The organism is uncultured Agrococcus sp. (genome assembly GCF_945915485.1).
Lineage (GTDB): Bacteria > Actinomycetota > Actinomycetes > Actinomycetales > Microbacteriaceae > Agrococcus.
Genome location: NZ_CAMEFJ010000007.1, coordinates 24,039 through 50,876 on the forward strand (window position 1 = coordinate 24,039; position 26,838 = coordinate 50,876).

Below are 26,838 nucleotides of genomic sequence, written 5' to 3' on the forward strand. Positions count from 1 at the left end.
CGTCGGAGACAAACGCTAGACGGTCTGACGCAGGTTCGGGGCCGAAGAATCGATCGGGCCCTGGAGCGTATCCCGCGTGCTGACCAAGTCAGCGATCTGGGAGTCATAGTCGTGCAAGTGCTCCACTGTGCTCATCAAGATCACCGAACCCGCAGCGGGCCCGCTCGCCCTCGATGTCGTGCGGCACGAGCGGCACCTGCCGCGGGTGAAGCATGTCGGCGAAGTCAGCAAGACGCTTCTCCTGCGTCAGGCCGTAGAGCGGGGATTCGACGACGCAGCCTTCGAGGACTCATCTGGCAGGTTGACTGAGGCCACGATCTGGAATCTAGCGTTCTGGGACGGCGAATCCGTGATCTGGCCAGAAGCCGAATATCTGCCCGGCGTGACCAGGCAGATCCTCGTCCGTCGTCTGCGGGATAGGGGAGTACCGCAGACGACCCGAGCTGTCCGCCCTGCCGACATGAGTGATCGTCTGTCGGCCGTGGTGATGAACTCCTGGACACCCGCAATTCCCGTCTCAGAGATTGGAGGACAGCCGACGGTCATAGACTCGACGTTCGCGAAGCTCCTGTGCGAAGCGTATGCGGAGGAGAGCCGAGCGCGACTGACTTGATTATGCGGGCGCAAGTACGACTACTTGTGCGCACCCGTGGCGCTCTTAACTCGGTGTAGTGCGGTCTCAGGCGTCGATGATGATCGTGACCGTGGCCCGGATCTGTCGAAGCACGGCGGGGCCGACGTTGCCGATTCTTGCGCTCACCCGCGTAGTAGCGACGGACCGAATGTGCTGACACTGCGCAGTCGAAACACCGCTGAGCCCGTTGTGACCATCGGGCTCGACAAGGATCTCGGAGCCGCTGTCGCGAATCGTGCGCGAGAGGGGAACCACCTGGACGACGTTCGGGCCACCAAGGAGGATCCGCTCAGCGGTGATGACGACAGCAGGCCTACGCAGACCCGCCTCTGCACCCGCGGGTGCGCCGAGGTCGAGGGCGACGACGTCACCCGGCGTCAGCATCGAGCCAGGCAAGCTCGTCGTCCCGCAGGGGTGCGGAAAGGTCGTGCCCGATGGTTTCCTGCTCCAGCAGCCGTGCACCGCGGGATACGGTGTCGGTCAAGGATTCACCACGCCGGGTCGCCAGATCATTGAGGATGTCGCGCGTGGCGCGGCTGACCCGGATTGTAGTTGTATCACTCATGTTTCCAGGCTAGCGGATGTAGACTATCTAGTCTACACGGCTGTCTCACCGTCACAGACGTGGGCTGAGAACTGTAGCGGCAAGCCGATCAGGACCGCACTGCTTTACGGGCGAACGCGGAACTACTCGACGGGCTCGGCGGGTAGTTCGGTCTCGTACTGCTCGCCGTCTTCCTCGACATTGGTGAGGAAGAGCTGCAGCGCTCCTTCGACCTCGAGCGGCTCATCCCAGGTCACGGTCCAGACGTGCGGGCGCAGGTCCATCGTGCACGTGGCTTCTTCATCCGCCGCTTCGAACTCGATCTCAACCTGCTCGCCATCGGTCCAGGCGTCGATCGCGGTAGGCACGCAATCCGTTGACCCAGAGCCCACGACGACGATCTGCAACGTCTCGCCGACTTCGAGCCAGCGGACGTCCGCGGGTTCTTCCGTCTCGAGCGCGTCTTCGCCGACGAGATCGTCTGCTTCAACGGGGGTAGCCCACTGACCTTCTGGCTCGGTCGGTTCCTCAGTAGCGGTGGGTTCGGGGCTAACCGTTTCCGTCTCCGTTTCGGTTGGAGCGTCTTCCCCTCCGCCGTTAGCGCCGCAACCGGCCAGGACGATTGCGGCGATGGCTGCAATCGGAATCGCTGCTCTACGCATGGTGTGCTCCTTTCGTCGGTGCTGCCCAGTCGAACATTTCGCGAGCGGTGGGTCAACGCCCTTGACGCGTCTTTGATGGGATGCACAGGCCATGCTTCGCCGATGCCATGGTTCACGCCGCACGCGGTCAGCGACGTACACTTGAGTCCATGCTCGATCGTCCCTTGCCGCTCCCCATCGGCCCCGAATCGACCCAAATGCCGGGAGGGGAATACGTGCGTGAGCGAGAAGACGAGGGCGCTCGAAACCGGAAGCGACCGGAGATCCCCGAGCCTCTCGGCGTCCCCATCTACGACAACCACGCGCACATGGAGATTCAGGACGGCGAGCCCTTCGGCTACGATGTCGCGCTCGAATGGGCAGCGCGCGCCGGTGTTGTAGGTGTTGTGCAGGTCGGGGGCGACGTTGAATCCAGCCGCTGGTCAGCGCAACTCGCGGAACAGGAACCCGCCGTGCTCGCAGCAGTTGCGATCCACCCCAACGAAGCACCCGGATACTCCGCCGCCGGAACGCTTGACGACGCGGTCGCCGTCATCGACGAGTTGGCAGAACAGGAGCGCGTACGTGCCGTAGGGGAAACCGGTCTCGACTTCTTCCGCACGGAGGGCGAGCCCGGTATCCGGGCCCAGTACGAGTCGTTCGAGGCGCACATCGACATTGCGAAACGACACGGCATCGCCATGCAGATCCACGACCGGGACGCCCACGATGCCGTCGTGGAGACGCTCTTGCGCGTCGGAGCCCCCGAGCGCACCGTCTTCCACTGCTTTTCCGGCGATGAGGAGCTCGCAGCGCTGGCGAACGAGCACGGCTGGTACCTCTCGTTCGCGGGCACGGTTACGTTCAAGAATGCGAAGAACGTGCAGAGGGCGCTGCAGATTGTCGACGACCGTCTGATACTCGTGGAGACGGATGCGCCGTTTCTGACTCCCGTGCCGTACCGTGGTCGCCCCAACAGTCCGTATCTGACGCCCTACACGGTCAGGAACATGGCGGAGCAGCTGGGTCGTGCGGCGGACGAACTCGCACAGCTCACCGCGCAGAACACGTTGCGGGTCTACGGCGACTGGAACAGCAATGGCTGATTCGCTCCTGGGGCCTGCCGAGATCCGACGGCTCGCGGACGAACTCGAGGTGAGCCCGACGAAGAAGTGGGGTCAGAACTTCCTGCTCGATGCCAACACGGTACGTCGTATCGTCCGAGTCGCCGATGTCGCGGGACAGCGAGTCGTAGAAGTGGGGCCGGGACTGGGCTCTTTGACACTGGGGCTGACCGAAGCGGGATGCGATGTCGTAGCAGTGGAGATCGATCCGCGACTCGCCGCGCGCCTCCAGCAGACCGTCGCCGAACGCCAGCAAGATGCACGACTCGAGGTGCTGCACGCCGACGCCATGACGGTGCGCGAGCTGCCGTTCGAGCCGCAGGCGCTCGTAGCGAACCTGCCGTACAACGTCTCCGTCCCCGTGCTGATCCATCTGTTCGAGACATTCCCCACGATCACGAGGGCACTCGTCATGGTCCAGGCGGAGGTTGGGCACCGTATAGCCGCGAAGCCGGGCAGCAAAATCTACGGGTCCCCGAGTGTGAAAGCCGCGTGGTGGGGCACGTGGGCGGTCGAAGCAGAGGTTTCGCGGCAGGTGTTCTGGCCTGTGCCCAACGTCGACAGCGTGCTCGTGGGATTCAGGCCGGGAGAACTCCCGGGCGACGATGCACTGAGGCGGCAGACGTTCGCGGTCGTCGACGCAGCGTTCGGGCAGCGCAGGAAGATGCTGCGCGGTGCCCTGAGCGGGATCTTCGGGTCGAGCGAGGCAGCATCCGCCGCCATCGCAGCAGCAGAAGTCGACCCCACAATGCGAGGCGAATCGCTTACGCTGGAACCGTTCATTCGAATCGCAGAGCAGATCGGCGAGCAGAAGGAGTAGATCGTGGCGAAGTCGGCACGAGAGCAAGTCGGCGGCGATGCCGTCAAAGCCGCCACCGGAAAGACCCATGACGAGTGGAACAGCGTCCTGATCGACGCCGGGGCCAAAGCATGGAAACATAAGCAGATCGCAGACCACCTCATAGAAGAGCACGGTGTCGACGGCTGGTGGGCCCAGGGCATCACGGTGGATTTCGAGCAGAACGTGCAGGGCCGGCTACCGGGCCAGCGCCCCGACGGGACGTTCGAATGCTCGGTTCGTCGCACACTGCCGGGTGACCAACGAGCAGCACTCGAGCGCGCGGCATCGGCGGTCGCAGAGCGCTACGGGGAGCCGCGCGCGAAGAGCATGACGCTCAAGACGCCGAACGTACGGTTCGTGAGCGAGGACGGCATCCGTGTCGTCGTCGACGCGCAACCGTCGCGACCAACTGGAACTCCAGTCGGCATAACCGTTATGAAACTGCCCGATCAAGGAGCCTACGCGGCAGCGAAGGAGTGGGCAGCAGCCACGCTCGACGCACTCAAGTGAGTCCGTCGTTCTCAGCGCGCGTTCATCCGAGCCCTCAACGCCCACTAAGTTGGAGTGTGTGACTAGGCGCAGCGTTCGGGCCAAAGCACCAGGCAAAATCAACGTGTACCTGGGCGTCGGTGCGCTGCGCTCTGACGGCTTCCACGACCTGGCCACGGCGTTCTTCTCTGTCAACCTGTTCGAGTTCGTCGAGGTCATGCCGACCGACGATTTCTCCGTCTCGTTTCACGGGCCGGTTTCCACAGACGACCTCACGACCGACGACGACAACTTGGCGATTCGAGCCGCCAAAGCGCTCGCGAAAGCCGGCGGAATTGAAACCGGTGTCAGCATCCGAGTTGAGAAGCACCTCCCCGTTGCCGGAGGCATGGCCGGTGGCAGCGCCGACGCGGCGGCAACGCTCGTCGCCTGCAACGAACTGTGGGGGCTCGACCTCGGGCGCGAGGGCCTCCTGGAGCTCGGAGCAGAGCTGGGCGCCGATGTGCCGTTCTCGCTCATGGGCGGTATCGCGATCGGCACCGGTCGTGGCGACGTGCTCTCACCCGCACTGAACCGCGGCTCTTTCGAGTGGGTACTGGTCACGCCGGGAGGGGAGCTCTCGACCCCGGTTGTGTTCAATGAGCTCGACGCGCACAGGTGGCGAACCTCGCGCGATACCGGCATCACGGTCATCGAACCGATCGTGCCGGCGCAGGTACTGCAGGCGCTGCGTCTCGGTGACGCGCAAATGCTCGCAGAAGCCATGCACAACGACTTGCAGGCACCGGCCCTGAAACTGCACCCACGGTTGGTCGGCGTTCTCGAGCTAGGTGAACGACTAGGGGCACTATCGGGCCTTGTCTCTGGGTCCGGCCCCACGTGCGCGCTCCTCTGCGAAGACGCGGATGCGGCGAAACAGCTCGTGAAAGCCCTCGCCTCGCACGGCATCCAGGGCCAGCGTGTAACGGGGCCCGTATCGGGCGCGAAAGTGGTGGAGTAATTGTGGTGATGGGACGACCCGATAAGAATTACGCGACGGATGCCGTGACGCGACAGTTGCAGACTGCCGTGGTGTTGCTGACGGCCGTGACGACGGCGATCCTGGTCTGGCAGGCGCTCACGCGTGATGAGCCCGTGCCGATCACGTATCTGCTCGGCGACGAGATCGACTACGAGCTGCAGACGGGCGCGCTGCTGCCACTGATCTTCATCGCCCTGGCATTCACTGGTGGCACGATGCTGATGTCGTTCGCGCCGGCCTTCGGCAGATTCCCCGTCACGGTGACGAAGGAGAACGTCGATCGCCTGTACAAAGCGTCGGAGCGCCTCCACGCATGGATCGGTCTCGGCGTGCAGCTGACGGTCTCCGTCGGGCTCATCATGTTGCTGCTGCAGGACCGAGTCGTGCTGATCGTCATGCTGATTCCGGCGCTGCTCACCGCAGTCGTCTGGTTCAGAGGATACGCCGCGATGGCGCGCGAAGAGTTCACGCGTCGGGAGATCCGCGGAGACGGATAGCGCGTGTTCACGGCAGGTAAGCGCCCAGAGCCGAACTTCCAGACGAACGCTACGACGCGCAGGCTGCGCCTCGTGACATGGATGCTCGTGCCGTTGCATATCGCGATAATGCTGCCTGGCGTTCTGACCGCGACGGAGGATGTTCCCGTGCACTGGGACATCGACGGAACCGTCACGAGATACGGGGCACCGTGGGAGCTGTTGATCGTCTCCGGTGTATTCGGGGCGCTCGTTGTGGGGCTCCTGCTCGTGTCGCACAGGCCCCAGTGGTTCAACTACATCACGGTCGTCACAAAGACGAATGCCCAGGAGATCTATCGGGAAGGTGAACGCTTGATGGTCTGGATGGCGCTCGTGGTCGCGGGAATGCAGGGCGTCGTGGCTTGGGTGTTCGCACTGGGGCTGCACGAGGGAATCGCATTTACCGTGACGATGACCTTGGTGCTCACTCTGCTGGTTGTTGTGGGCATCGGGATCGTGCGTCAGGTACGGTTGTGACTCTCCTTTGCCGGTGCAGGATGCCCTCGGCAGGGCTTTGCTTTCGGGGCAATGGGAACATGGACGGGTGCCTGAAGCGATGAGCGCTGGGCCCTCCGACGACAACCCTCAGCGCTCGCGGTCGCTTCCGTGGGCAGTTCTCGCACTCGTGGTCGTCGCGTGGTTCGGTCTCTGGTATCTCACGCCCAATATGCTCAGCGACGGATTCGGCGCGATGTTCTCCGACGATCGCGACACTGCTGTGACGATCGAGTCGGTGACGGCCTTCGTTCTGGTCTTGGCCCTCGCGATGCTCCACCGGCGGTACAGCGGAGAGCTCTTCGCACTGTCATGGACCGTCTGCCTGTATGCGATCCCGATCGTCGCAGGGGCCATCCTGCCGTTCCACTACAGCCGTGACTACTCCGTCGCGCTCTATCTGTTCGCAATGGCAGCGTCGGTGCTCTGGCAGAACTTTCTGACCTTCGGTCTGCTGCAGAAGTACCTCGCTGAGCGGCTGCCGACCTGGGCTGTCCTGGTCACGACCGCCATCGTCTTCTGGGCTGGGCACGCTCTCTACCTGCCGGCGAGTTTCGCCCCGGACAATCTCGCGCCCAGCATCGCGATCTTGGCTCTCGGTTTCGTGCTGGGAGGATTCCGGCTCTGGCTGCGGACGCTCCACCTGCCACTCGCACTGCACCTGGGGTTCTACTACATCGTCGGATAGCCGTCCGCAGCATCCGGCAGCACGCACGAACGGGCCGAGCTTGGTGTCACACGTTGGGACGATACTGGTACGCACGGCGTGAGACTGCTTGGTCGGTTTTGTGAGCAGTGACCGCATCGGGAATCGAGAGGACGAGAGAACATGCTGACCTACCACACTGCCACTACACTCGACGGCTTCATCGCCGACCCCGACGACTCGCTCGAGTGGCTGCTACGGCAGCCGATCGATGAGTCGGGGCCGTTCTCGTTCGGGCACTTCTTCGAAGGCATCGGCGCGATCGTGATGGGCTCGACCACCTACCGTTGGGTTCGCGAGCATCTCGTGGGTTCCGGTGAACCGTGGCCGTACACCGTGCCCTGCTGGGTGATGACGAGCGGCGAGCAGGAGCCCATCGAAGGAGCCGACATTCGTTTCGCGAGCGGGGATGTTCGGCCCGTATACGAGCAGATGGTGCAAGCCGCCGGTGACAAAGGGCTATGGGTCGTCGGCGGTGGTGATCTCGCTGGCCAGTTCGCCGACGCGGGTCTGCTCGAAGAGATCGTCGTTTCTATCGCTCCCGTGACGTTGGGCGCTGGGCGTCCGGTATTCCCGCGGCGGCTGGACCTCGAATTGCTTGAACTCGCGCAGAACCAGGCGTTCGCATGCGCCAGGTATCGAGTCGTCGGGCCACTCGTCGAGAGCACGGAAGCTTCGGAGAAAGGACCCGCTTGACCTTGCCGTAACGTCAACTTCTAGCGTTGAATCATCGACGCGAAAGGAGGACGTCATGGAGAGATCGATTCAAGAGGTTGCACGCCTGGCAGGAACAACGAGCCGCACGTTGCGTCACTACGACGACATCGGGCTGCTGCCGCCATCGCGCATCGCTGCCAACGGCTACCGGCACTACGACGAGCAGGCGCTTGTGAGGCTGCAGCGCATCCTGTTGCTCCGTGATCTGGGGCTCGGACTGCCGCAGGTCAAAGAGGTGATCGATCGTGAGTCCTCCGAATCGTCTGCTCTGCAGACGCACCTGGCGTGGCTTCGCCAGGAGGAAGATCGTCTCGCACGTCAGATCGCGTCGGTGGAATCAACGATCAAGGCACTGGAAGAAGGGAAGACTCTCATGGCAGAGACAATGTTCGACGGATTCGATCATGCGCAATACCGCGAGGAGGTCGAGGAGCGCTGGGGTGAGGCCGCATACGCGGAAGGCGACCGCTGGTGGCGCGGCATGTCTGACAGCGAGCGAGCCGATTGGCAGCGTAGGGTTGCCGATCTCTCCGGGGACTGGGCGGCTGCGGCAGAACGCGGCGTCGATCCGGCCTCCGAGGAGGGGCAGCGGCTCGCCCATCGGCACGTGGAGTGGCTGCGCAGCGTTCCAGGGACGCCGGCGAACACCCAGGGTTGCGACCTGAAGGGCTACGTTACGGGGCTCGGCGAGATGTATGTCGCCGACCCTCGCTTCGGCGCCAACTACGCGACGAGCGAAGGCGGCACGGCAGGAGCGGAGTTCGTTCGCGACGCGCTGCGCATCTACGCCGACACGCACCTGTAGACGCTTAGTGAGGGTAGCTGCCCGCGTGATTACGACCGCCGGACTGTGCGCTCACACAGACGAAAACTCTTGTGCGCGCACAGTTCGCGGCACATCGCTCAGCGCGCGCGGATCGTCGACGCCGCCACGAATGACTTCGTCGCCTAGATTGGCAGGGTGACGATTCGAAATATCGACGGTTCAGCAGGTGACGCGGACTACGGGCGCATCGGTAGCGGCTACAAGACCTATCGGCAGCCCGAGCCGGAGTTTGCGAAGGCGATTTCGGCAGCGCTGGGTGATGCTCGCAGCGTCATCAACGTCGGCGCGGGAGCGGGTTCGTATGAGCCGCACGACCGCGACGTCACAGCCGTAGAACCCTCAGAATCGATGCGAGCACAAAGGCCGGCGCACTTGAGCACCGCGATCGATGCCGTGGCGGAGTCGTTGCCGTTCACCGACGACAGCTTCGATGCCGCTCTGACGACGTTCTCGGTGCATCAGTGGCAGAACCTCGGCGCCGGGCTGCGTGAGATCCGCAGGGTGACGCGAGGGCCGGTCGTGATCATGAGCTGTGATCCGACGAGGCTCGACGGGTTCTGGCTGAACGACTACGCACCCGAGGTGATCGCGACCGAGGCGAGGCGGTATCCCACCATCGAACAACTGGCCGACGGGCTGGGCGGCAATGTCACTGTTCAGTACCTGCGCATCCCGCTGCTCTGCGCCGACGGATTCTCGGAGGCCTACTACGGTCGTCCGGAGATGTTCCTCGACCCCGGCGCCCGCACGGCGAATTCGGCGTGGAGTTTCGTTGCCGAAGAAGCCGCCGAACGCGCCGTCGCTGCTTTAGAAGCGGACCTGGCAAGCGGTGCCTGGGACGCCCGCCACAGCGTGCTGCGGACGACACCCCATTTCGAGGGATCCCTGGCGCTCATTACGGCAGAGAGCTGAAGATCCGTGACGCGATTACGTTTGACCGGAACGCTGGTCTGTGCAAGCGAAGAGGAAGCTGCGATTGTGCGACGGCTCCTGCCAGAACACGTTCGACTCACTCGGGCGGAGGCGGGGTGCAGGGCGTTCGATGTGCGTGAAACACGAAACCCCTTTGTCTGGGACGTGAGTGAGGAATTCACCGACGAGTCGGCGTTCGAAGCGCACCAGCAGCGCGTGTCTAACAGCCCGTGGGGTCGGGCGACGGCCGGAATCGTGCGCCGGTACAGTGTCGAGCATTTGCCTGATTGACTTGGTCGACCTTCGAGCGTCGGAGCACGGCTACCCGGTCGTAGAAGTCAAGAAGGACGATCAGGATTCAGTCAGGGTCCTTCGAGTTCTCGATCTGCACTAGCACTCGGAAATCATGCTGCGGTAGGCCAGTTCGAGCCGATCGAACACGGACGGCGTGCCGGGCGGTCGGACGATGCCCAGGTGCTGTTCGCGGAGCTCGTCCATGAACGCCTCCCAGAGCTCCGGCCCACCCTCGGCAAGTATTTTGGCGCGGATGCTGAGCTCCGGCGTGACGGGGAGATGCTCGGAGCCCCACGCGCCCATGGTCGCGAGTACGGGAACGAGCTGGATTGCGCGTTCGGTGAGGCTGAAGATGCGGCGCTGCTTGTGGTGCTTGTCGGGGGCTCTTGTAAGCAATCCGTTCGCGACAAGTCGGCGAAGCCGCGCTGTCAAGATGTTCGACGCGATACCTTCTTCGGACTTCCCGAGCAGTTCGTTGAAGTGGCGGCGATTGCCGAACATGACATCCCGGATGACCAGGAGTGACCAGGAATCGCCGAGGATCTCGAGCGTGAGGTTGATCGGGCAACCGGATCGATGCTGGCTTGCCATGCGGGTACCTCCTCACGTTCGCAGAAAACCACTTGCAGTCTACCCGTGGATTGGTTAGCGTGATGGATACCAGTTGTAAAGTGCAACTGGTATCCACAAGGAAGTAGGTGGCAACGTGGCTCAGCACAAAGGTCGCGGATCGGTTATCTGGCAGGCCACGATGTCGCTCGACGGATACATCGCCGCCGCAGGGGACGACATGAGCTGGGTGTTCCAGCACATCGATCCGGCCGACCCCGGTGCCGCTGCGGTCCCCGAGCGTCTCGGTGCTGTGATCGCCGGGCGACGAAGCTTCGAGGTCGGTCGTCGTGACGGCATGGAGGTGTTCGACGGTGCGTGGGAAGGCAGCCAGTTTCTGCTGACGAATCGCCCGGCCGACGGGCTGCCGGGTGCTCTCGGTGTTCGGGCCGGCAACATCGAGCTGATCATTCAAGAGGCGATCACCGCAGCACGGGGCCGTGATGTCGGCATTATCGGAGCGAATGTTGCACAACAGTGCCTCGAGGCCGGTTTGATCGATGAGATCGTTGTTCACGTAGCTCCCGTGCTGCTCGGTAACGGTGTGCGCTTCCGCGGCGCGGAAGGCATGCGCGAGTTGCGACTGGAGAGCGCGCAAACGCACGAAAACGTCGTCACGTTGCACTACACGCTCGAAAAGGAGACATCATGACCGCTACACATCTGCTGATCCACCGATACGTCCCCGGAGCCGGCCCGCAGCCAGGCACGCCCGAACACGACGACGAGATGCGTCGCTGGGGTGAGTTGGATGCGCGACTGCGCAACGAGGGTGTCATCGCCGGATCGTTCGCGCTGCAGAGCCGGGGCGAAGTGATCACGGAGAGCGCCGCATCCCCTTGGCGGGAGGATGGCGAGGTCGTGTTCGCAGCCCATGCCATCACAGCAGCCGACGATGCGGCAGCGACAGCCATCGCGCGTGACATGCCGACCGCAGAGTACGGAACCGTGGAGGTCCGCCCGCTCATGGACGTCGGCTAAGCTCTCGACGGCGCTACGCGATCAGGTCGGCGATATCGCTCGCGATTCGCTCCGGCTCCTCACCGTTCACCGCGTGCGAAGCGCCGTCATAGACGAGCACAGTGGCTCGCGGCAGTGCGCTCTCAGCCGTGGTTCTCGCAGTCTCGGCGTCCAGCATCACGGACTCACCCGCCAGAATCACCAACACGGGCACGTCGATGGCGGTGAGGTCCTCCTCGAGGATCCTCGTCGTTTGCGGAAGCTTCAGCGAGTAGTGCTGCATGCCCGCCTCGATCATGCGCGCAACGGGAACATCCTCGACCGGCGCACCTCCCGCCGTGTACGAACTGAAGTTGTCACGCCAGGATTTCGGCAGCCACGGCACGGCCGCGGGCACCGAACGCAGCACGGTCTCGAACGGGAGGTCGTCGAAGGTGAGCGCCGGATCGATCAGTGTGAGCGTGGCGATGCTGTTCTGATCGTGTAGTGCCAGATTGGTTGCAGTCCAACCGCCGATGGAGAGACCGACGACATGAAAGGCATCCGACGGCAGTTCGTGAAGCGTCTGGCTGAGCCACTCCGCTTGATCTTCATCGGAAGTGATGGGTCGCTCCTGCACACTCATGCCGGGCTCTCCCAATAGATCGACCGTGTAGACATCGCCGAGCATGAGAAGCGAAGGCATATTGTCAGCCCACACCGGTGTCGCGGATGATCTGCCGGGGAGCAGGAGGATCGGGTGCTCGGCATCCCCCGTGCCCGAGAACCGGTACACCCTGACGAAACCGAATTCCGTTCGTACGTCGAATGTCTCGGCGGGATCCGGGAGTTCGTCGAACGCGGCTGCGTAGGCGCTCGCGAAACGATCCTGCCCCTCCTGGCTATCCCAGTGCCCGACGCTGGCAGGACTACGAATCGCCAGCGCTGTCGCCATGACTAGCACGAGAGCGGATCCAAGTATCGCGAACAGCATTTTCCTGCGGCGCCGGGGCCCTTTGGTCCTTGTATCGAGATGTTCTCGCTCGACCTTTGTCTCGTTCTCCATCGGTTCTCTGCTCCTTCGATTTTTCAGCCGTTACGCGCGTCGGGCGGTTGCGTCGATCAACTCGGTGATGTCGTGCGCGATCCGCTCGGGCTCCTCACCATTGACGGCGTGCGATGCGCCTACGTAGACGTTGACCGTGCCGTTGGGGAAGGACCGAGCAAGCTCTGCTGCGGCGCTCGGCTTGTGTATTGGAGAGTTCCCGCCGATGATGATCAACGCGGGCAGATCGATTGTGGCCAACTGCTCCTCGGTGAAGCGACTCGGTTGCGGAAGCCTGATCTTGAAGTGATGCATGCCGGCCTCGATCATCCTCGCGACCGGAACGTCTTCGGCCGGAAAACCGCCCGCAAGATACGAATTGAAGCTGTCTCGCCAGCGTTTCGGCAACCACGGAACGGTTGCCGGGATGGAGCGGAGGTAGAACTCCAGGGGGAAGCGCGAGGTCAGGCTCGAGTCGAGCAGCGTGATGCTCGCGATTCCGGCAGGGTTGTGCAAGACGAGGTTGACGGCATTCCAGCCGCCGAACGACAATCCGACGAGGTGAAACGCATCCGGTGGCAGCTGCTGCACGGTCTGATGCAGCCAGGCTGCTTGCTCTTCATCGGTGGTGATCGGACGCTGCTGCACGCTCAGCCCGGGCTCCCCGAGAAGGTCGAGAACGTACACGTCGCCGAGTTCAAGCAGATACGGCACGTTGTCTGCCCAGACCGGCGACCCCGAGGCTTTGCCCGGCAGGAGGAGGAGCGGATGCCCCTCCCGATCCTCGCCCTCGAAGCGGTATACGCGTACGTTGCCGAAGTCCGTGCCGACGCTGAAGGTGTCCGCGGGTTCGGGAAATTCCGCAAACGCAGCGTCGTACTCGGCGCGATAGCGGGCGTAGCCCTGTTCGCTATCCCAGTGGCCGACGCGCCGCTTGGCGCTTCGCCGCCGGTCGCGCTCGGGATGTCCGCGGCCGGTCCCCGTCGACAGGGGATGGTCCCTGTTGTCACTCGTGTTCGATGCCATAGTCCTGACCTAGTGGTTAGTAATTCTACCAAACGGTTAACACTTCTACCGTAGGGTAGAATTGTGGTTGTGGCAAGAAAGCGAGATGACGAGGGGCGCGAGCCGACCATTACCGAGCGGGCTCGACGATCTCAGATCATCGATGTGACGCGCGGCATCGTGGCTGATCACGGATACTCCGGCGCCTCTCTCGCCGGCATTGCCCGTGCGGCGGGGGTTACGAAGGCTGCGGTTCTCTATTACTTTCCTTCGAAGGCGGCGATCGTCGAGGCCGCCTACGCGGATACACTGCATGCTCTCGTCTCCGCCGTTGCTGCGGCGCTCGACAGCGCGGACCCGAAGGAGCGACCCGCCGCCTACATCCGGGCCATGGTCGGCCACCTGCGCGAGCATCCCGGCAGCGTACGCATGATCACGGAGGCGATGCGGAGCGGGGATGCGGATCATGCGCGGGAGGAACGGTGGGGTCCGCTCGCCGCAGTCATCGAAGAGGCAGCGGCAGCGCAAGGAGTAGGGACTGCTCACGCTCGTGATCTCGCCGTGATCGTGGGAGGTGGCATCGACGGGATCGTCATCGAACAGCTCGAGGACCCGGATTACGACTCGGCCGCGGCCGCGGAACGACTCGTCGCCATGCTGGAGTCGATGATCGCTCACTGAACCTGCGTTGCTCCATCCTTCCGTTAGCCTTGGATCGACATGGCTCATCTGCTCGGCGCCGAAAAGGTGCACCTCGAATATCCCAATCGCGTCGTTTTCGAAGCGATCTCGCTCGGCCTGGAGGACGGCGATCGCATCGGTATCGTCGGTCGCAATGGCGACGGCAAATCGACACTGCTGCGACTGCTATCCGGCAGCCTCGACCCGATGGGAGGACGAGTCACACGTCGCGGCGGTGTGACAGTCGGCGTCCTCGATCAGCAGGATCTGCTCGACCATGACAGCACGGTAGGGCACGCGATCGTCGGGGACCGCCCTGCGCACGAGTGGGCATCCGATCCGCGGGTGCGCGACATCATCGCGGGGCTCACCGGTGACCTCGACTGGGATGCTCGGATCGGCTCGCTCTCCGGCGGTCAGCGTCGCCGCGTGCAGTTGGCTGCACTGCTGGTCGGCGACTGGGATGTGCTCATGCTCGACGAGCCGACGAACCACCTCGACGTGCAAGGCATCGCGTGGCTCGCCGAGCACCTGAACCGGCGGTACGCGGGCGGTAGAGGTGCGCTCGTGACGGTGACGCACGACCGATGGTTCCTCGATGCCGTCTGCACTGGCACGTGGGAGGTGCACAGTGGCGCGGTCGAGCCGTTCGAAGGCGGATACGCGGCGTACGTTCTGCAGCGTGTCGAGCGTGACCGGCAGGCGGCGGCGATCGAGGCGAAGCGTCAGAACCTCATGCGCAAGGAACTGGCGTGGCTGCGTCGAGGGGCTCCCGCACGAACCTCGAAGCCCAAGTTCCGAGTTGAGGCGGCCACGCAGCTCATCGAGAACGAGCCACCGCCGCGCGACAACATCGCGCTCGCGCAGATCGCCGCCACCCGGCTCGGCAAAGACGTCGTCGATCTGCTCGACGCGGGAGTCTCGTTCGGCGATACCCGTGTGCTGCACGACGTGACGTGGCGCATCGCCCCCGGGGAACGCACGGGAATCCTCGGGCGAAACGGGGCGGGGAAGTCGACGCTGCTCGGGCTCATCGCCGGCACCGTGAAACCCACGGACGGTCGAGTGAAGCGCGGCTCCACGGTGCGCGTCGCCAGTCTGAGTCAGGAACTCGACGAGCTGCGCGAGCACGAGCACGAGCCGGTGCGAACCGTGATAGGGCGGTTGCGAACGAGCTACAAGGCCGACGGCAAGGAGTTCACGCCGGGGCAACTGCTCGAACGCCTCGGGTTCCGCACCGGCGAGCTTTCGACGCCTATTCGCGATCTCTCCGGAGGGCAGCGGCGACGGCTGCAGCTGCTCCTGATCCTGCTCGACGAACCCAATCTGTTGATTCTCGATGAGCCGACGAACGACCTCGATACCGACATGCTTGCCGCGATGGAGGATGTGCTCGACTCGTGGGGCGGCTGTCTCATCGTCGTCTCGCACGACCGCTATCTGGTTGAGCGCGTCACCGACCAACAGTACGCGGTGATCGACGGATCGCTGCGGCACCTGCCCGGCGGGATCGACGAGTATCTGCGGCTGGTCGGCGATGCGTCGACGGGGGACAAGCGTTCACAGGAGCAGGGAGCCGTGACCGCGCCGGATGCGGCACCTTCGCTGTCGGGACGCGAGCGCCGCGACGCGGAGAAGGAGCTCGTATCCCTCGAACGCCGTGTCGAACGGCTGCGGTCGCAGGCTGTTCAGGCACGCGATGGGCTCGCCGATCTCGACCAGTCCGACTACGAGGGCATCGCGCAGGAGATGACGCGGATCACCGGCCTCGAGGCGGAGGCCGAGCAGCTCGAAGAACGCTGGTTGGAGCTCTCGGAGCGTCTCGGCTGAGCGTCACCGACCACTCTTCGGTCGCTTCCCTCTCAGCGAGGCAGAACCAGACGCTGTACCAGCGGCCCCTCCAGGCGGGCAACCGCCACCTTTACTTCGCCGAGTTCGTGCTCGACCCGATCGAGTCGCTCTCCGAGACTCTCTTCGACGGCATCGATCTTCTCGCTGAGTCGTAGGTCTACGCTGTCGATTTTGCCGCTGAGTCGTTGGTCTACGCTGTCGATTTTCCCGTTGAGTCGTTGGTCGACGCTCTCGATTTTGTCGCTGAGCCTGACTTCGACGCTCTCGATTTTGTCGCTGAGCCTGACTTCGACGCTTTCGAGCTTGTCGCTGAGTCTGTTGCCCATCCGATCCATTCGGTGGATCATCCAGCCGAAGCCGCTGGCGAGCGCGAAAAGCAGGCCCGCCGCGCTTGCGACAATCGCGATCGTCTCGGCCGACATGTACATGCTCCCATCTTGCCCGGTTTTCCCGTCGAGCGCTATCGACTCTATGCTCAAGGGCGTTCGGGGTGTGCGCCCCAACAGCTGGGCTGTGGAGAATACTGCCGATCCGCTGACTGGTAGGCGCGGCTCAGTCTTTGGCTGCATATCCCGGCTGGAGTGCGATCCGCAGACTCGATCGAGACTGTCGTATTCCAGGACGGGCGCCTCTACCTGGACCCGGAGGGCCCCGTCCGCGCAGGGATCGTCCTGGATAACCTCGTGGCCGGAAACCTGATACCTCCAACGGTGGGAATATTCGTCGACCCGGGTGGCAATCCGTTCCCCGAGCTGATCTCCCGTCACCCCGCTAACGACGTGCGGGTGTTCATGCAAACCGCGCAGAGGGATCTGAACTGGGGTCAGCCGGCCGACAACTGGTTCGCGGAGAACCTGCGCGTAGCGGCGGCGCTGGACGAAGCGGGCCACGACCTGCGTCTTGTCGTCGGCAGCGGCGGGCACAGCCCGAACCACGGAGGCGTGCTGTTGCCCGATGCCCTGCGGTGGATGCTGAGCAGCGGAGCTCACGATGCGGGCAGTGTCGACTAAGCGCGCCCCGAGAACGCCTTCTCGACATCCCGTGCGAACGCGATCAGCGTCGGATACTCGGCATCGACTTCGACAGAAGCGCGAGGGTCGGGGGTTGCGCCCCACCCCGGACGGTCGTGTCGACGGTTGATCCACGCCCCCGGCAGCCCGAACTGTTGTGCAGGGACATGATCGTGGAAGAGCGACTGCGCCACGTGGAGCAGCCGCCCTGTCAATCCAAGCTCTGCGACTCGCGCATTGAGCGCTTCGAAGTTCGCGGGGTTCGGCTTGTAGGAACCCACATCCTGTGCCGTGATGACCTCATCGAACTCGACTTCCAGGTGCCTGTTCGACGCCGCGAATCCGTCACGGTTGACATTCGAAAGAATGATGAGCTTGTAGTGCCGCTGCAGAATATTGAGAGCTTCGACGGAGTCGTCGAAGGCAGGCCAGTCGGGCACGGACGTTCCGAGTGCGTCGGCTTCCGCATCCGTGACGGGGAACCCGAGCGTCACTCCCGTGCGACGGAACGCTGCGCGCAGGGCGTCGGGGTAGAGGATGCCCGGGTCTTCCCGAAGCACGGTTGCCTCGTTTTCGGAATAGGCAACGAGAACGTCCTCGTCAGTCAGCGATGCGTCGTGGCGCCTCGCCCACGGGCCGATGACCGCTGCGATCCCGGCCTCCCAATCGATCAGCGTGCCGTAGCAGTCGAAACTCAGCGCGTCGTATGCGGTCAGATCCAAAGTCATTGCGGTGCCTTTCGGAATCCGGTCTAGAGTCGTTCGATGACGGCGGCCGTGAACTCGTCGGTGGATGCGCTGCCGCCGAGGTCGCCCGTCGCGATGCCGTTCGCGAGGCAGTCGCGGAATGCGGCTTCGAGCTGCGCAGCCGCATCGGGTTGGCCGAGGTGGTCGAGCATCATGGCGGCGGCCCATATAGCGGCGACAGGATTCGCGATGCCCCGCCCGGCTATATCCGGAGCAGAACCGTGCACCGGCTCGAACAGCGAGGGGAATTCGCGTTCGGGGTTCAAGTTCGCGCTGGGCGCGACGCCGATGGAGCCTGCCACGGCGGCAGCGAGATCGGAAAGGATGTCGCCGAAGAGATTCGAGGCGACGCACACGTCTATCGAGTCGGGCGCGAGGACGAAGCGCGCCGCAAGAGCGTCGATGAGGACTTTATCGACCTCGATGCCCTCCTCGGCCGCAACTTCCGCGACGACTTCATCCCAGAACGGCATCGTGTGGATGATGCCGTTCGACTTCGTGGCCGACACCAGTTTTCGACCGCGATCCGCGGCGAGTGCGCAGGCGTAGCGAGTGATCCGCTCGATGCCGTGGCGCGTGAAGACGGCCTCCTGCACGGCAGCTTCGGCGGGTGTTCCTCGGCCGAAGCGTCCGCCGATCTCGGAGTATTCGCCCTCCGTGTTCTCCCGCACGATGAGCATGTCGAAGTCGGTGGCGGTGGCATGCGCTGCCAAACCGGGTAGCGTACGCGCCGGGCGGAGATTCACGTATTGCTGGAACTCGCGTCTGATCGGGATCAGCAGACCCCACAGGGTCTCCGTGTCGTCGATGTCGGGATGTCCGACCGCGCCAAGGTAGATCGCATCCCCCGTGGCGAGTTGCTCGAGTCCGTCCGAGGGCATCATCGTGCCGTGCTCGAGGAAGTGGTCGGAACCCCAGTATCGGTGCCGCCATTCGACGGTGAAACCGTGCCGATGGGCCAGCGCGTCGACGCAACGGATCGCTGCGGGCGTGACCTCCTTGCCGATGCCGTCGCCTGCAATGACGTCGATCGTGTACTGCTGGGTCACGCGGATGCCCCTTCCGATCCTGATTCGATGGCGTCCATAAGGAATGCGCGGGCATCTTCGATGTGCTCGCTCCAGACTTCGAGTGCGAATTTGAGATCGCCGGACTCGAGCGCTCCGAGCAGCGACGTGTGCTCCTCCAGCAGCTCCGACAGTGACGTGTAGCGGCCGCGCAGCAGTGCGACCATGAGTCGCATCTCAGCCGCAATCGCGGCGAACATACGAGAGAGCCGCGGCGAACCGGCAGCGTCGACGACCGCCCTGTGGAAGGCGACGTCGGCGTCAGGGCCGGCCTCCCACGTCTCGCCGGCCTCCCTGAAGTGCTGCAGCGCCTCCTGGACGGCACCGATTTCGCGCCCGTCGGTCATGATGCGGCGCACGGCCTCCGACTCGATGAAGCCTCGAATACTGTGCAGATCCTCGATGTCCTCCGCGGTGACCGTGCGCACGCGGGCGCTGTGTCCGGGTTCGCGCACCAGCAGCCCTTCCGATACGAGACGTTGCACTGCCGTTCGCGCTGTCGGGCGCGCGATGCCGAGTTCAGCCGCGATGACGGTATCGCGGAGTTCTTGGCCGGCAACGAGTTTGCCGGAGAACAGGAGCGCGCGGATGTGCCGCTCCGCTGCGTCGGCAATGCTGACGGGCGCCATTGCTCCGCCACTGAATGCCGACGGTGGTTGATCGGTGTTTGTGGTCACCGTGACCTCCATTTGTATAACTGTATAACAGTTAATCAGCGTGGAGGCGATGTGTCAACGAACGTGATGCGCCTCGCATCCCGTAGCGTGATCACTATGCGAACCATACTGACAAACGTACGCCCCTGGGGCGGAGAATCCGTTGACATTTCTCTCGAGAACGGTCTCATTGCCGAGATTTCGCCCGTCGGCGCTTCCTCAGCAGGCGACATTGTGGATGGTAAAGGTTTTCTCGCGCTGCCCGGATTCATCAACGCTCACTCGCACGTCGACAAGAGCTGGTGGGGGCAGACCTGGGTCTCCTATGGAGGGGAGCCGACGACGCAGGGGCGAATCGCACACGAACGGGCTGAACGGAGCAAGTACGGCATTCCCGGTGCGGACGCGACAGAACGTGTTCTGCGGGAGTTCCTGCGCCACGGCACAACCGCGACACGGTCGCACGTCGACGTGGATCTCGGTGTCGGGCTCGAGGGCATCGCAGCGGTGCGGGAGGCGGCATCCCGACTCGGCAATGCTGTCAGTGTCGAAATCGTCGCTTTCCCGCAAGACGGTGTCGTCAGGCGAGAGGGAGTGCTCTCGCTGCTTGATCGAGCGGCCCGTGAAGGTGCCGACAGCATCGGCGGTCTCGACCCCAGCGAAATCGATCGTGACCCCGTCGCGCAGCTCGACGGGCTCTTCGCGATCGCGGAGCAGCACGGGTGCGGTATCGATCTCCACTTGCACAGTGGCGGTGATCTCGGGGCATTCGAATACGAACTGATCATCGAGCGTACGGAACGCTCGGGGCTGCACGGCAAGGTGAACATCGCGCACGGCTTCGGCCTCGGCGATCTGCCAATCTCCCGGCAGGAGTCACTGCTCGATCGGCTGGCCGAACTCGATATCTCCTGGAGCACCGTCGCTCCCGTCGGCAAGCGGCCGCTGCCGTGGAAGGGGATGCTGGAGCGCGGAATGCGCTTGGGTCTCGGCACGGACGGCATTCGTGACCTCTGGTCACCCTACGGAGACGGTGATCTGCTACGTGTCGCGCTGGACTTCGCGAAGCAGCACCGTGTGCGTTACGACGAGGAATTCGTTGCCGTTGCTCACCTTGCGACCTCTGCAGCGAAATCGTTCGTGCACAGGAACCTGCACGACATCCAAGTGGAGGCACCCGCCGACATCGTGCTACTCGACGCCGAGAGCGTGCCCGACGCGATCGTGAGGGCGCCCCGACGAGAGCTCGTCGTGGCGGGTGGTTCCGTGGTGGCCCGCGCCGGGGAAGTGCTGATCTGATCTCTCCCTCCGCTCTCCCCTCCACAGCGCAAAGGGGGCAAAGAAGTGTGTCCGGCAAGCGTCTTGCTCCTTACGGGGCGGGAAGAGTCGCGTTTCGCATACTTCGTGAGAAAATAGAGGAGGAGGTGCGATGATGCTCACCAGTGAAGCGCTGTTCCTGTTACTGACCACGGATGCGGGGAAGCACGAGCCCTGGATCTCTTATCGCAAGGAAGCCCTGCGCGGTGGCCTCCTCGCCGATCTCGTCGTGGCGAACCTCGTCGAATTCGCGCACGAGAAAGACCCGCACGTGACTCTCCTCACGGGCGCCACGGAAGCCGAGCATCCCGTGCTCCGCTACGGCGTGCAGGCCCTGGGTGAGAACGAGCCGGATCGCGCGTCCAATCTCGTGCAGTCGGGCTGGTTCGACCCCGAGGAGACGATAGCGATGGTGCTCGCGGATCAGGGCATCATTACCGTCGAAACGAAGAAGTTCCTGTTCTTCAGTTCTGAACAGTACCCGATGTGCGATCCGGAGCCCGAACGGCGGTTGCGCTCCACGCTCGCGGAAGTGCTCGCCGACACGAGATCGCCTACCGCGCAGGACGTCATCATTCTCGCCATCCTGCAGGAGATGTCTGCGGTCAGGACGATTCTCAAGCGGGAGACCGAAGGGTTCGGTCCGTTCAAGCTGAATAAACGGCTCGATGAGATTCGGCAGCGGGAACTCGACGACGACACCGTGACCGACGCGGTTCGGGAGGCGATTCAGACGATGGCCGCCATCATGACCTCGGTCGTCATCACCCCTATGCACTGACCCTCAGGGGCGTGTCCGAGTTCACGATATGCATCCAGCCAGCAACGCCGCGAGATACGGCCAGTGGATGCCGGCAATCGCGGCGGCGAGGCTCAGCGCGTAAGCGGCGACGCCGGTCGCGAGGAGCGTGCTGTTCCTCGGCGGTGGACGCCCGACGAGCTGGCGAACACGTTCGGAACCGGATCCCGCGACCGACGCGTGAAGCACGGCGGAGTTCGAGCGCAGAGTGGGGGATGGGCTGCCCAGCTTGAGCAGCGCTCCGGCGAGTGCCGGAGATCCCGCGTCGCGTTTCGCCTCCTGATCGGCGGCGATCTCGAGGTAGAGCGGGATGGCATCGCGGATCGCGGCGATCAGCGGAACCCAGGTGAAGAATCGGGTTGCGCCGAACAGCAGCGTGAGAACAAGGTGGTGATGCTGTTGCACGTGCGCCCGCTCATGCCCCAGTACCGCTCGTAGCTCGTCACGACTCAGGCGATCGCACGCGCCGCTGGATACGACAACGCCTCCTCGGCGGCGTGGGAGCGCGTACGCGTAAGGGATTTCGTCGGGCACGACCCGTACGGAATGACCGAACAGGATCTTCTGTTCTGCCTGCTCCCCTAGCCCTGCAGCGGAACTGAGTCGAGATGTTCGCACTAGTGCGAACTCCATTGCCATACCCACGAGCACGGCCGCCGCACCCAGCGCTGGGAAAGCGAGTGGAAGAATGGCCGGGATCCCGAGCGACACTGCGCTGTCGCCGAACGGTGTCGCCGCACTCAAACATTGGCCGCAGACATCCGCAGCCGGTTGCGGAAGCCACGATGGGCCGGTACTGATCCACGCGATGACGGGCCCGAGGGTGAAGAGTGTTGTCATCCACGCAAGAGCGCCGGCTGCCAGGGCGAAGACGGCGGTTCTGGGAATCGTCGCTAGTGCCGGCGCGGCGCGCCGCAGCAGTCCTGGCCCCCAGGTCGCGGCGACGAAGAGGATGCTCGCGAGCAGCAGTGTCAGCCCGGCCGCAGACATCGTTACTTGCCTTCGTCGAGCAGGAAGCCTCGCAGCAACTGCTGATCGGCCTCGGACATGCCTTCCACGAAGTGCAGCATTGAGGTCTTTCGGTTGCCGCTGGCATCGAGTGCTTGTCTCATCGCACGTGCGGCGTGCTCCTCGCGGCTCACACAAGCGCCGTACAGGGTGGAGTGGCCGTCTTTTCCTGTGCACACGAGTTCCTTCTTGCGCAGATTGCCCAGGACAGTAGCGATGGTCGTGTAGGCCGGTTCTCCGGGGAGGCGGTTGATGATTTCCCGCACCGTCATGGGTTCACCGCTCCAGAGGAGATCCATGACCTGCAACTCGAGAGCGCCGAGGCGAACTGGTTTGCTCTCCGTTTCGTCATGCGAGTGCCTCACTACGGCTGTCATGATGTGGACTCTATCGCTGAAGCTCGCGCTTTACGACTCTGAGCGGGGACGGAACAGGCCACCTGCCCTTTGAGGCGCCACGCGAGTGCGACGTAGGTCAGGAGCAGAGCTGCTGCAGCCAGCCAGGGTTGCACGGGAGCGAACCAGGTGATCGCTCCCGAGTATCCCAGCGCGAGCAGGGCGATTTTGTTGCAGACGGGGCAGCCGACCGCGAACCAGGTGAGAAGACCTCCCGCGATTCCCATGCGCGCACTGCGTCGGGCAACGGGGCTCTCCGCATCCGCGGCTGCTCGACCTTCTTCGCTCTTCGCTGGACCACTGTCACGGGGGCGTACGTAGGTTGCTGTTAATAGCCCGGCGCCGACGGAAGTGAGAACCCACACGGGATAGTTCCACCAGACCGTCTCGATGTCTCGTGCGAACAGCGGATTCGGGATCAGTACGGTAGCGATACCGACGAGCAGGGCGAATCCCAGGGCTACGGCGGCGGTGATCCCGAATTGCCGCGGCCCCCACGCGCGAAGTGCACGCGCTGAAAGCAGCAGGTTCGAGCCGGTTCGTCGAAGGATGCGTCGCGGGTTCATCGGCCTCTCCATTGTGTACTATGTTGCATAGTTAACTATCCAGCATAGTCAATCGAAGCGCAAGGCCAGCCGAGAGGGGGAGCGCGTCCCACCGCGCGTGACCAGAATGCAGACGATCGAAGTCACCAACGAGAATCTCGAAACGACAATCAACGCAGGAGGCATCGTCCTGCTCGACTTCTGGGCGGCGTGGTGCGGACCGTGCCGCGCTTTCGCTCCCGTGTTCGAGCGAGCTGCCGAATCGCACACGGATATTGTGTTCGGCAAGATCGACACGGAAGCCCAGCAAGAACTCGCTGCCGGCTTCGGGATCACTTCGATCCCTACCCTCATGGCTTTCCGCGACGGTATCGGCGTCTTCTCTCAGCCGGGGGCGCTCCCTGAGACCGGGCTCGAACAGCTCATCGACGCGGTCCGGCAGCTCGACATGAACGAGGTCCGGAAGCAGATGGAATCGCAGAGTGCGGAGAGTTCAGGAGTATGACGAGACAGAATGCCAGGGCCTCCCGTACGCGGAGGAGCACGCGTCTTCCCGGCTGGTTGCTGCCTTCCGTAATAGGTGTGCTCGCGGCAACGCTGATCGTGGCTTCGTTCGTGCTGAGCGGGGACGGAACAGACAGTGCGCAGCCGGAGGAACATGCCCCCGATCAGCCGGGTCCGACCGAGGTGCAGCAACCCGAATCCGATTTGACGGTCTTCGAGACGCGTTCAGAAGCCGACATATTCGCAGTGGGCCCCGTGGACGCGGACGTTGCTATGGTCGTCTTCTCCGACTTCCAATGCCCGTATTGCGCACGGTGGCATCAGGACACACTGCCGACGATGATGCAGTACGTCGACGAAGGGAAGCTGCGTATAGAATTCCGTGACCTCGCCATATTCGGTGACGAATCGGAGTATGCGGTGCAGGCGATATTCGCGGCCGCGCAGCAAGACGCACTAATGGAGTACCAGCACGCACTGTTTCCGAACGGAGAAACGCGACAAGAGTCAGATCTGAGCTTTGAGGCACTTATCGCGCTTGCCGGTGAACTCGGCCTTGACGAGCAGCAATTCGCGAGCGATCTGGAATCGGAAACGGCACGGGACGTTGTAGACGAACACGGGGCCTTCGCCGCGAGCCTCGGCGTGTATTCAACCCCCGCATTCATCATCGGCGGCGAGCCGGTGCTCGGCGCGCAGCCCACCGATGTGTTCGTCGACGCGGTGGAGCAGGCCCTCCAGGCTGCTTAGCTCAATGGAAATCGGTCTGTTCAGTGCATTCATCGGAGGCGCGCTCGCGCTGCTGAGTCCTTGTGCGGCGCTGCTCCTGCCCGCGTTCTTTGCGGCGTCGATAGGCAAGGGGTCCCGGCTTATCCTGCACGGAGGCGTGTTCTTCGTCGGTACGTTGTTGATACTCGTGCCGCTGGGTCTCGGCGTCGGGGCCGTAGGAGCCTTGTTCACGCAGTTCAGAGGCTGGCTCATCGTCGGCACCGCAGTCATTCTCGTCGGGCTCGGAACACTTCAGCTGTTCGGGCTCGGGTTCGATCCGTCGAAGGCGCTCCCGGGAGGCGCCTCGATGCAGGAGCGCGCATCCGCGAGCAAGGGTTTGGTGAAAACGCTGCTGCTCGGAGCCTCGGGCGGCGTGGCCGGGTTCTGCGTCGGGCCCATCCTCGGTGCCGTGCTCACGTTTGCCGCGACGAGCGGCAACGCTTTTACGGGCGCATTGGTCATGACCGTCTACGGAGCGGGAATGGTTGTCCCGCTCGTGGCGATCGCAATCGGATGGAACCGCTTGGGCGCCAGGGGCCGCCGTATGCTTCGGGGCCGAACTTTTCGTGCTCTCGGCCGAGAGTGGCACACGACTTCGGTTATCACCGGCCTCCTCCTGATCGTCGTCGGCGTAGTGTTCTGGCTCACGAACGGTTTCATCGCTGTGCCTCAGCTTGTTCCGTCGGATGTGCAGGTGTGGCTGCAGAACGGCGCTTCCATGCTGGCTAATCCTGTTGTAGATGCCGTTGTGATATTGGCACTCGCCTCGCTTGCTGTCGCTGCCTGGTATGTCGTGAGGCGGCGGCGCCAGTGAGACGAGCCATTGCTGGTGCCGCACTGTGTCTTATGCTCGTGGGATGCACGAGCGACGACGTCTCGACTGCGGAGCCCGTCTCGGTTGCTTCGCCTCTGTCGCAGACGGATACGAGCGCGCTACTCCTGCCAACACCCTATGAGGATCGAGAATTCGTAACACCCGGGTGGAGTCTCGAGCCCCTCCACGCCGATGGCGTGTACTTGGCCGCAACTCCGGGTGAAGCGGCGCTGGAATTCACCGCCGTCGACGAGTTCGGTGAGGTGCTCTGGACGGCCGAGCGTCCGCTCAGCTGTTCTGGATTTACTCTCACCGTCGATGCCGAGGGGCGGAGTCTCGCCATTCTCACGGATCTCACGTCCTCTTCCACTGCCGTGGCGCAGACCACGGCAAGTGCCTACGACCTGCATACGGGTGAGCGCGTTTGGGGGCCAGTGGACGTGCCCGGTCCGTACCGCGGCCCAGGAGCGGTGTTCGCGTACGCGCCGAAGAGCGTGATGGGAGAGAGCGGCCCGAGGCTCGCGTTGGATCCCACAACCGGAGAAACGGCGTACGACGAGGAAACCGGGCGGGCAACCGTGGTAGGCGAATACAGCGGCACGTTGCTTGTCGCCGAAGACCGCGAGTTGATTGCGACCGATGCGAATGGGGAGGAGTTGTGGCGTAGCGAAGGCGCAGAACGCTGGGTTCCGAGTGTGCCCGGTACGTACGAGCACGCGCGACTGGATGGCCGGTACGCCCTCGTGGCCACAGCATCCGGAGGTGCGTCGCTCATTGAGCTCGCAACGGGCGAGATCAAGGGCGAGGGCCTGCGGGATGCAGCGTTCGACATTGCGTCCGGCACTTTGGTGATGCACGGAGGCTCCGGTCTCACCGCGGTAGATGCCGATGGCAATGAACTCTGGCAGATGACAGTGGGAGAAGACGTCGAAATTGCAGGCCTTGGCGACGTCTTCCTGTACCTGCTCGAAGGTGGCTCGCTTCGAGTGCACAACGTGATTACGGGAGCGCATGCGCAAGCCTACCCGGAAGGTGATGGTCGCATCGTGTACCCCGTCGCTGTCACCGACAGCGGTGCCGCGCTACTGCTTGACGGGGGAGCGTACCTTCTGGCTACGGCGCCGCGTGGCATCGGCTCGCCTTGAGGTGCATATCGATCACGTCACGAACTGTGCAAGTGCACAGATTTCGGTGGAGAAGCGTCGCCACTTTGCGAGGTTCAGTAGCGCCGGGCTGAATATGCCGTGAAGATGGAGCCGATCCTCACACTTCACGGACGAAGCTGCCGGATGCGGCTCAGTGAGCGAAACGCTTGCT

At 63.6% G+C, this 26,838-nt stretch carries 36 protein-coding genes; 23 read left to right on the forward strand and 13 right to left on the reverse strand.

The window, feature by feature from the left end; all coding sequences use genetic code 11:
• The first annotated feature begins 127 nt into the window (after positions 1–127).
• Positions 128–613, forward strand: coding sequence for an aminotransferase class IV (locus Q0O95_RS02485; RefSeq protein ID WP_293694971.1), 486 nt, complete (start codon positions 128–130; stop codon positions 611–613).
• Positions 614–679: 66 nt separating this feature from the next.
• On the opposite strand, the gene Q0O95_RS02490 is transcribed toward Q0O95_RS02485, so the two are convergent.
• The 3 genes from Q0O95_RS02490 to Q0O95_RS02500 form a co-directional block, all read right to left on the reverse strand.
• Positions 680–1,018, reverse strand: coding sequence for a type II toxin-antitoxin system PemK/MazF family toxin (locus tag Q0O95_RS02490; RefSeq protein ID WP_293694972.1), 339 nt, complete (start codon positions 1,016–1,018; stop codon positions 680–682).
• Positions 1,002–1,199: a hypothetical protein gene (locus Q0O95_RS02495; protein ID WP_293694973.1), complete on the reverse strand. Its 198-nt coding sequence runs from the start codon at positions 1,197–1,199 to the stop codon at positions 1,002–1,004. Before Q0O95_RS02495 ends, Q0O95_RS02490 begins: the two co-directional genes overlap by 17 nt.
• A gap of 122 nt (positions 1,200–1,321) precedes the next feature.
• Positions 1,322–1,840: a hypothetical protein gene (locus Q0O95_RS02500; protein ID WP_293694974.1), complete on the reverse strand. Its 519-nt coding sequence runs from the start codon at positions 1,838–1,840 to the stop codon at positions 1,322–1,324.
• Between the two features lie 197 nt (positions 1,841–2,037).
• Between Q0O95_RS02500 and Q0O95_RS02505 the strand changes: the two genes are divergently transcribed.
• From Q0O95_RS02505 to Q0O95_RS02555, 11 genes are all read left to right on the forward strand, one after another.
• Entirely contained in the window at positions 2,038–2,925 is an 888-nt protein-coding gene (locus Q0O95_RS02505; protein ID WP_293695046.1) for a TatD family hydrolase, read from the forward strand.
• Positions 2,918–3,763, forward strand: coding sequence for a 16S rRNA (adenine(1518)-N(6)/adenine(1519)-N(6))-dimethyltransferase RsmA (rsmA, locus tag Q0O95_RS02510; protein WP_293694975.1), 846 nt, complete (start codon positions 2,918–2,920; stop codon positions 3,761–3,763). The genes Q0O95_RS02505 and rsmA overlap by 8 nt, the downstream gene beginning before the upstream one ends.
• Positions 3,764–3,766: 3 nt before the next feature.
• Entirely contained in the window at positions 3,767–4,294 is a 528-nt protein-coding gene (locus tag Q0O95_RS02515; RefSeq protein ID WP_293694977.1) for a hypothetical protein, read from the forward strand.
• A gap of 58 nt (positions 4,295–4,352) precedes the next feature.
• The gene (locus Q0O95_RS02520; protein ID WP_293694979.1) at positions 4,353–5,273 is read left to right on the forward strand and encodes a 4-(cytidine 5'-diphospho)-2-C-methyl-D-erythritol kinase; all 921 of its coding nucleotides are present in this window, start codon (positions 4,353–4,355) and stop codon (positions 5,271–5,273) included.
• A gap of 8 nt (positions 5,274–5,281) precedes the next feature.
• A complete protein-coding gene (locus tag Q0O95_RS02525) occupies positions 5,282–5,791 on the forward strand; it encodes a hypothetical protein (protein ID WP_293694981.1) in 510 nt (169 codons plus the stop codon).
• A 3-nt stretch (positions 5,792–5,794) separates the two neighbouring features.
• On the forward strand, positions 5,795–6,289 hold the full coding sequence (locus tag Q0O95_RS02530) for a hypothetical protein (RefSeq protein WP_293694983.1): 495 nt from the start codon (positions 5,795–5,797) through the stop codon (positions 6,287–6,289).
• Positions 6,290–6,356: 67 nt separating this feature from the next.
• Positions 6,357–6,995, forward strand: coding sequence for a hypothetical protein (locus Q0O95_RS02535; protein WP_293694985.1), 639 nt, complete (start codon positions 6,357–6,359; stop codon positions 6,993–6,995).
• A gap of 141 nt (positions 6,996–7,136) precedes the next feature.
• Positions 7,137–7,709, forward strand: a complete 573-nt coding sequence (locus tag Q0O95_RS02540) for a dihydrofolate reductase family protein (RefSeq protein ID WP_293694987.1) — start codon at positions 7,137–7,139, stop codon at positions 7,707–7,709.
• Between the two features lie 55 nt (positions 7,710–7,764).
• Positions 7,765–8,535 carry a MerR family transcriptional regulator gene (locus tag Q0O95_RS02545; RefSeq protein WP_293694989.1) on the forward strand — a complete coding sequence of 257 codons (771 nt, stop codon included), beginning with the start codon at positions 7,765–7,767 and terminating at the stop codon, positions 8,533–8,535.
• 156 nt (positions 8,536–8,691) lie between these two features.
• On the forward strand, positions 8,692–9,468 hold the full coding sequence (locus Q0O95_RS02550) for a class I SAM-dependent methyltransferase (RefSeq protein ID WP_293694991.1): 777 nt from the start codon (positions 8,692–8,694) through the stop codon (positions 9,466–9,468).
• A 6-nt stretch (positions 9,469–9,474) separates the two neighbouring features.
• The gene (locus Q0O95_RS02555; protein ID WP_293694993.1) at positions 9,475–9,759 is read left to right on the forward strand and encodes an antibiotic biosynthesis monooxygenase; all 285 of its coding nucleotides are present in this window, start codon (positions 9,475–9,477) and stop codon (positions 9,757–9,759) included.
• Positions 9,760–9,858: 99 nt separating this feature from the next.
• Here the strand turns inward: Q0O95_RS02555 and Q0O95_RS02560 are convergent, their stop codons facing one another.
• Positions 9,859–10,353, reverse strand: a complete 495-nt coding sequence (locus Q0O95_RS02560; protein ID WP_293694995.1) for a helix-turn-helix domain-containing protein — start codon at positions 10,351–10,353, stop codon at positions 9,859–9,861.
• Between the two features lie 115 nt (positions 10,354–10,468).
• Between Q0O95_RS02560 and Q0O95_RS02565 the strand changes: the two genes are divergently transcribed.
• Positions 10,469–11,023 (forward strand): dihydrofolate reductase family protein, encoded by a 555-nt coding sequence (locus Q0O95_RS02565; protein WP_293694997.1) that lies wholly within the window; start codon positions 10,469–10,471, stop codon positions 11,021–11,023.
• Complete coding sequence (locus Q0O95_RS02570; protein WP_293694999.1) at positions 11,020–11,352, forward strand: YciI family protein; 333 nt, start codon at positions 11,020–11,022, stop codon at positions 11,350–11,352. Before Q0O95_RS02565 ends, Q0O95_RS02570 begins: the two co-directional genes overlap by 4 nt.
• A gap of 13 nt (positions 11,353–11,365) precedes the next feature.
• Here Q0O95_RS02570 and Q0O95_RS02575 read toward each other — a convergent pair whose 3' ends face one another.
• Positions 11,366–12,376, reverse strand: coding sequence for an alpha/beta hydrolase (locus Q0O95_RS02575; protein ID WP_293695001.1), 1,011 nt, complete (start codon positions 12,374–12,376; stop codon positions 11,366–11,368).
• Between the two features lie 30 nt (positions 12,377–12,406).
• A complete protein-coding gene (locus Q0O95_RS02580; RefSeq protein ID WP_293695003.1) occupies positions 12,407–13,381 on the reverse strand; it encodes an alpha/beta hydrolase in 975 nt (324 codons plus the stop codon).
• 69 nt (positions 13,382–13,450) lie between these two features.
• Here Q0O95_RS02580 and Q0O95_RS02585 point away from each other — a divergent pair, with 69 nt between their 5' ends.
• Both Q0O95_RS02585 and Q0O95_RS02590 read left to right on the forward strand, forming a co-directional pair.
• Positions 13,451–14,041 carry a TetR/AcrR family transcriptional regulator gene (locus Q0O95_RS02585; RefSeq protein WP_293695005.1) on the forward strand — a complete coding sequence of 197 codons (591 nt, stop codon included), beginning with the start codon at positions 13,451–13,453 and terminating at the stop codon, positions 14,039–14,041.
• A gap of 39 nt (positions 14,042–14,080) precedes the next feature.
• Entirely contained in the window at positions 14,081–15,871 is a 1,791-nt protein-coding gene (locus Q0O95_RS02590; protein WP_293695007.1) for an ABC-F family ATP-binding cassette domain-containing protein, read from the forward strand.
• A gap of 32 nt (positions 15,872–15,903) precedes the next feature.
• Here the strand turns inward: Q0O95_RS02590 and Q0O95_RS02595 are convergent, their stop codons facing one another.
• Positions 15,904–16,314, reverse strand: a complete 411-nt coding sequence (locus tag Q0O95_RS02595) for a hypothetical protein (protein WP_293695008.1) — start codon at positions 16,312–16,314, stop codon at positions 15,904–15,906.
• Between the two features lie 159 nt (positions 16,315–16,473).
• Here Q0O95_RS02595 and Q0O95_RS02600 point away from each other — a divergent pair, with 159 nt between their 5' ends.
• Complete coding sequence (locus Q0O95_RS02600; RefSeq protein WP_293695009.1) at positions 16,474–16,902, forward strand: hypothetical protein; 429 nt, start codon at positions 16,474–16,476, stop codon at positions 16,900–16,902.
• Here the strand turns inward: Q0O95_RS02600 and Q0O95_RS02605 are convergent.
• The 3 genes from Q0O95_RS02605 to Q0O95_RS02615 are packed head-to-tail and all read right to left on the reverse strand — an operon-like array spanning position 16,899 to position 19,392.
• Entirely contained in the window at positions 16,899–17,630 is a 732-nt protein-coding gene (locus Q0O95_RS02605; protein ID WP_293695011.1) for an HAD-IA family hydrolase, read from the reverse strand. The two genes, Q0O95_RS02600 and Q0O95_RS02605, sit on opposite strands and share 4 nt — an antisense overlap.
• A 23-nt stretch (positions 17,631–17,653) precedes the next feature.
• Positions 17,654–18,703, reverse strand: coding sequence for a tartrate dehydrogenase (locus Q0O95_RS02610; RefSeq protein WP_293695048.1), 1,050 nt, complete (start codon positions 18,701–18,703; stop codon positions 17,654–17,656).
• A complete protein-coding gene (locus Q0O95_RS02615; RefSeq protein ID WP_293695013.1) occupies positions 18,694–19,392 on the reverse strand; it encodes a GntR family transcriptional regulator in 699 nt (232 codons plus the stop codon). Before Q0O95_RS02615 ends, Q0O95_RS02610 begins: the two co-directional genes overlap by 10 nt.
• Before the next feature lie 51 nt (positions 19,393–19,443).
• Between Q0O95_RS02615 and Q0O95_RS02620 the strand changes: the two genes are divergently transcribed.
• Both Q0O95_RS02620 and Q0O95_RS02625 read left to right on the forward strand, forming a co-directional pair.
• Complete coding sequence (locus Q0O95_RS02620) at positions 19,444–20,670, forward strand: amidohydrolase family protein (RefSeq protein ID WP_293695015.1); 1,227 nt, start codon at positions 19,444–19,446, stop codon at positions 20,668–20,670.
• A 130-nt stretch (positions 20,671–20,800) separates the two neighbouring features.
• Positions 20,801–21,469: a GPP34 family phosphoprotein gene (locus Q0O95_RS02625; protein ID WP_293695017.1), complete on the forward strand. Its 669-nt coding sequence runs from the start codon at positions 20,801–20,803 to the stop codon at positions 21,467–21,469.
• A gap of 21 nt (positions 21,470–21,490) precedes the next feature.
• Here the strand turns inward: Q0O95_RS02625 and Q0O95_RS02630 are convergent, their stop codons facing one another.
• The 3 genes from Q0O95_RS02630 to Q0O95_RS02640 are packed head-to-tail and all read right to left on the reverse strand — an operon-like array spanning position 21,491 to position 23,456.
• The gene (locus tag Q0O95_RS02630) at positions 21,491–22,477 is read right to left on the reverse strand and encodes a M56 family metallopeptidase (RefSeq protein ID WP_293695019.1); all 987 of its coding nucleotides are present in this window, start codon (positions 22,475–22,477) and stop codon (positions 21,491–21,493) included.
• Positions 22,478–22,479: 2 nt separating this feature from the next.
• Complete coding sequence (locus tag Q0O95_RS02635) at positions 22,480–22,872, reverse strand: BlaI/MecI/CopY family transcriptional regulator (RefSeq protein ID WP_293695021.1); 393 nt, start codon at positions 22,870–22,872, stop codon at positions 22,480–22,482.
• A complete protein-coding gene (locus tag Q0O95_RS02640) occupies positions 22,869–23,456 on the reverse strand; it encodes a hypothetical protein (RefSeq protein WP_293695023.1) in 588 nt (195 codons plus the stop codon). The genes Q0O95_RS02635 and Q0O95_RS02640 overlap by 4 nt, the downstream gene beginning before the upstream one ends.
• Positions 23,457–23,562: 106 nt before the next feature.
• Here Q0O95_RS02640 and trxA point away from each other — a divergent pair, with 106 nt between their 5' ends.
• From trxA to Q0O95_RS02660, 4 genes are read left to right on the forward strand one after another with little or no spacing between them, the layout of a single operon-like run.
• Positions 23,563–23,940 carry a thioredoxin gene (trxA, locus tag Q0O95_RS02645; RefSeq protein WP_293695050.1) on the forward strand — a complete coding sequence of 126 codons (378 nt, stop codon included), beginning with the start codon at positions 23,563–23,565 and terminating at the stop codon, positions 23,938–23,940.
• Positions 23,937–24,689 (forward strand): thioredoxin domain-containing protein, encoded by a 753-nt coding sequence (locus tag Q0O95_RS02650; protein ID WP_293695025.1) that lies wholly within the window; start codon positions 23,937–23,939, stop codon positions 24,687–24,689. The genes trxA and Q0O95_RS02650 overlap by 4 nt, the downstream gene beginning before the upstream one ends.
• Positions 24,690–24,693: 4 nt before the next feature.
• Positions 24,694–25,521, forward strand: a complete 828-nt coding sequence (locus Q0O95_RS02655; RefSeq protein WP_293695026.1) for a cytochrome c biogenesis CcdA family protein — start codon at positions 24,694–24,696, stop codon at positions 25,519–25,521.
• Positions 25,518–26,666 (forward strand): PQQ-binding-like beta-propeller repeat protein, encoded by a 1,149-nt coding sequence (locus Q0O95_RS02660; protein ID WP_293695027.1) that lies wholly within the window; start codon positions 25,518–25,520, stop codon positions 26,664–26,666. Before Q0O95_RS02655 ends, Q0O95_RS02660 begins: the two co-directional genes overlap by 4 nt.
• Positions 26,667–26,838: the final 172 nt, after the last annotated feature.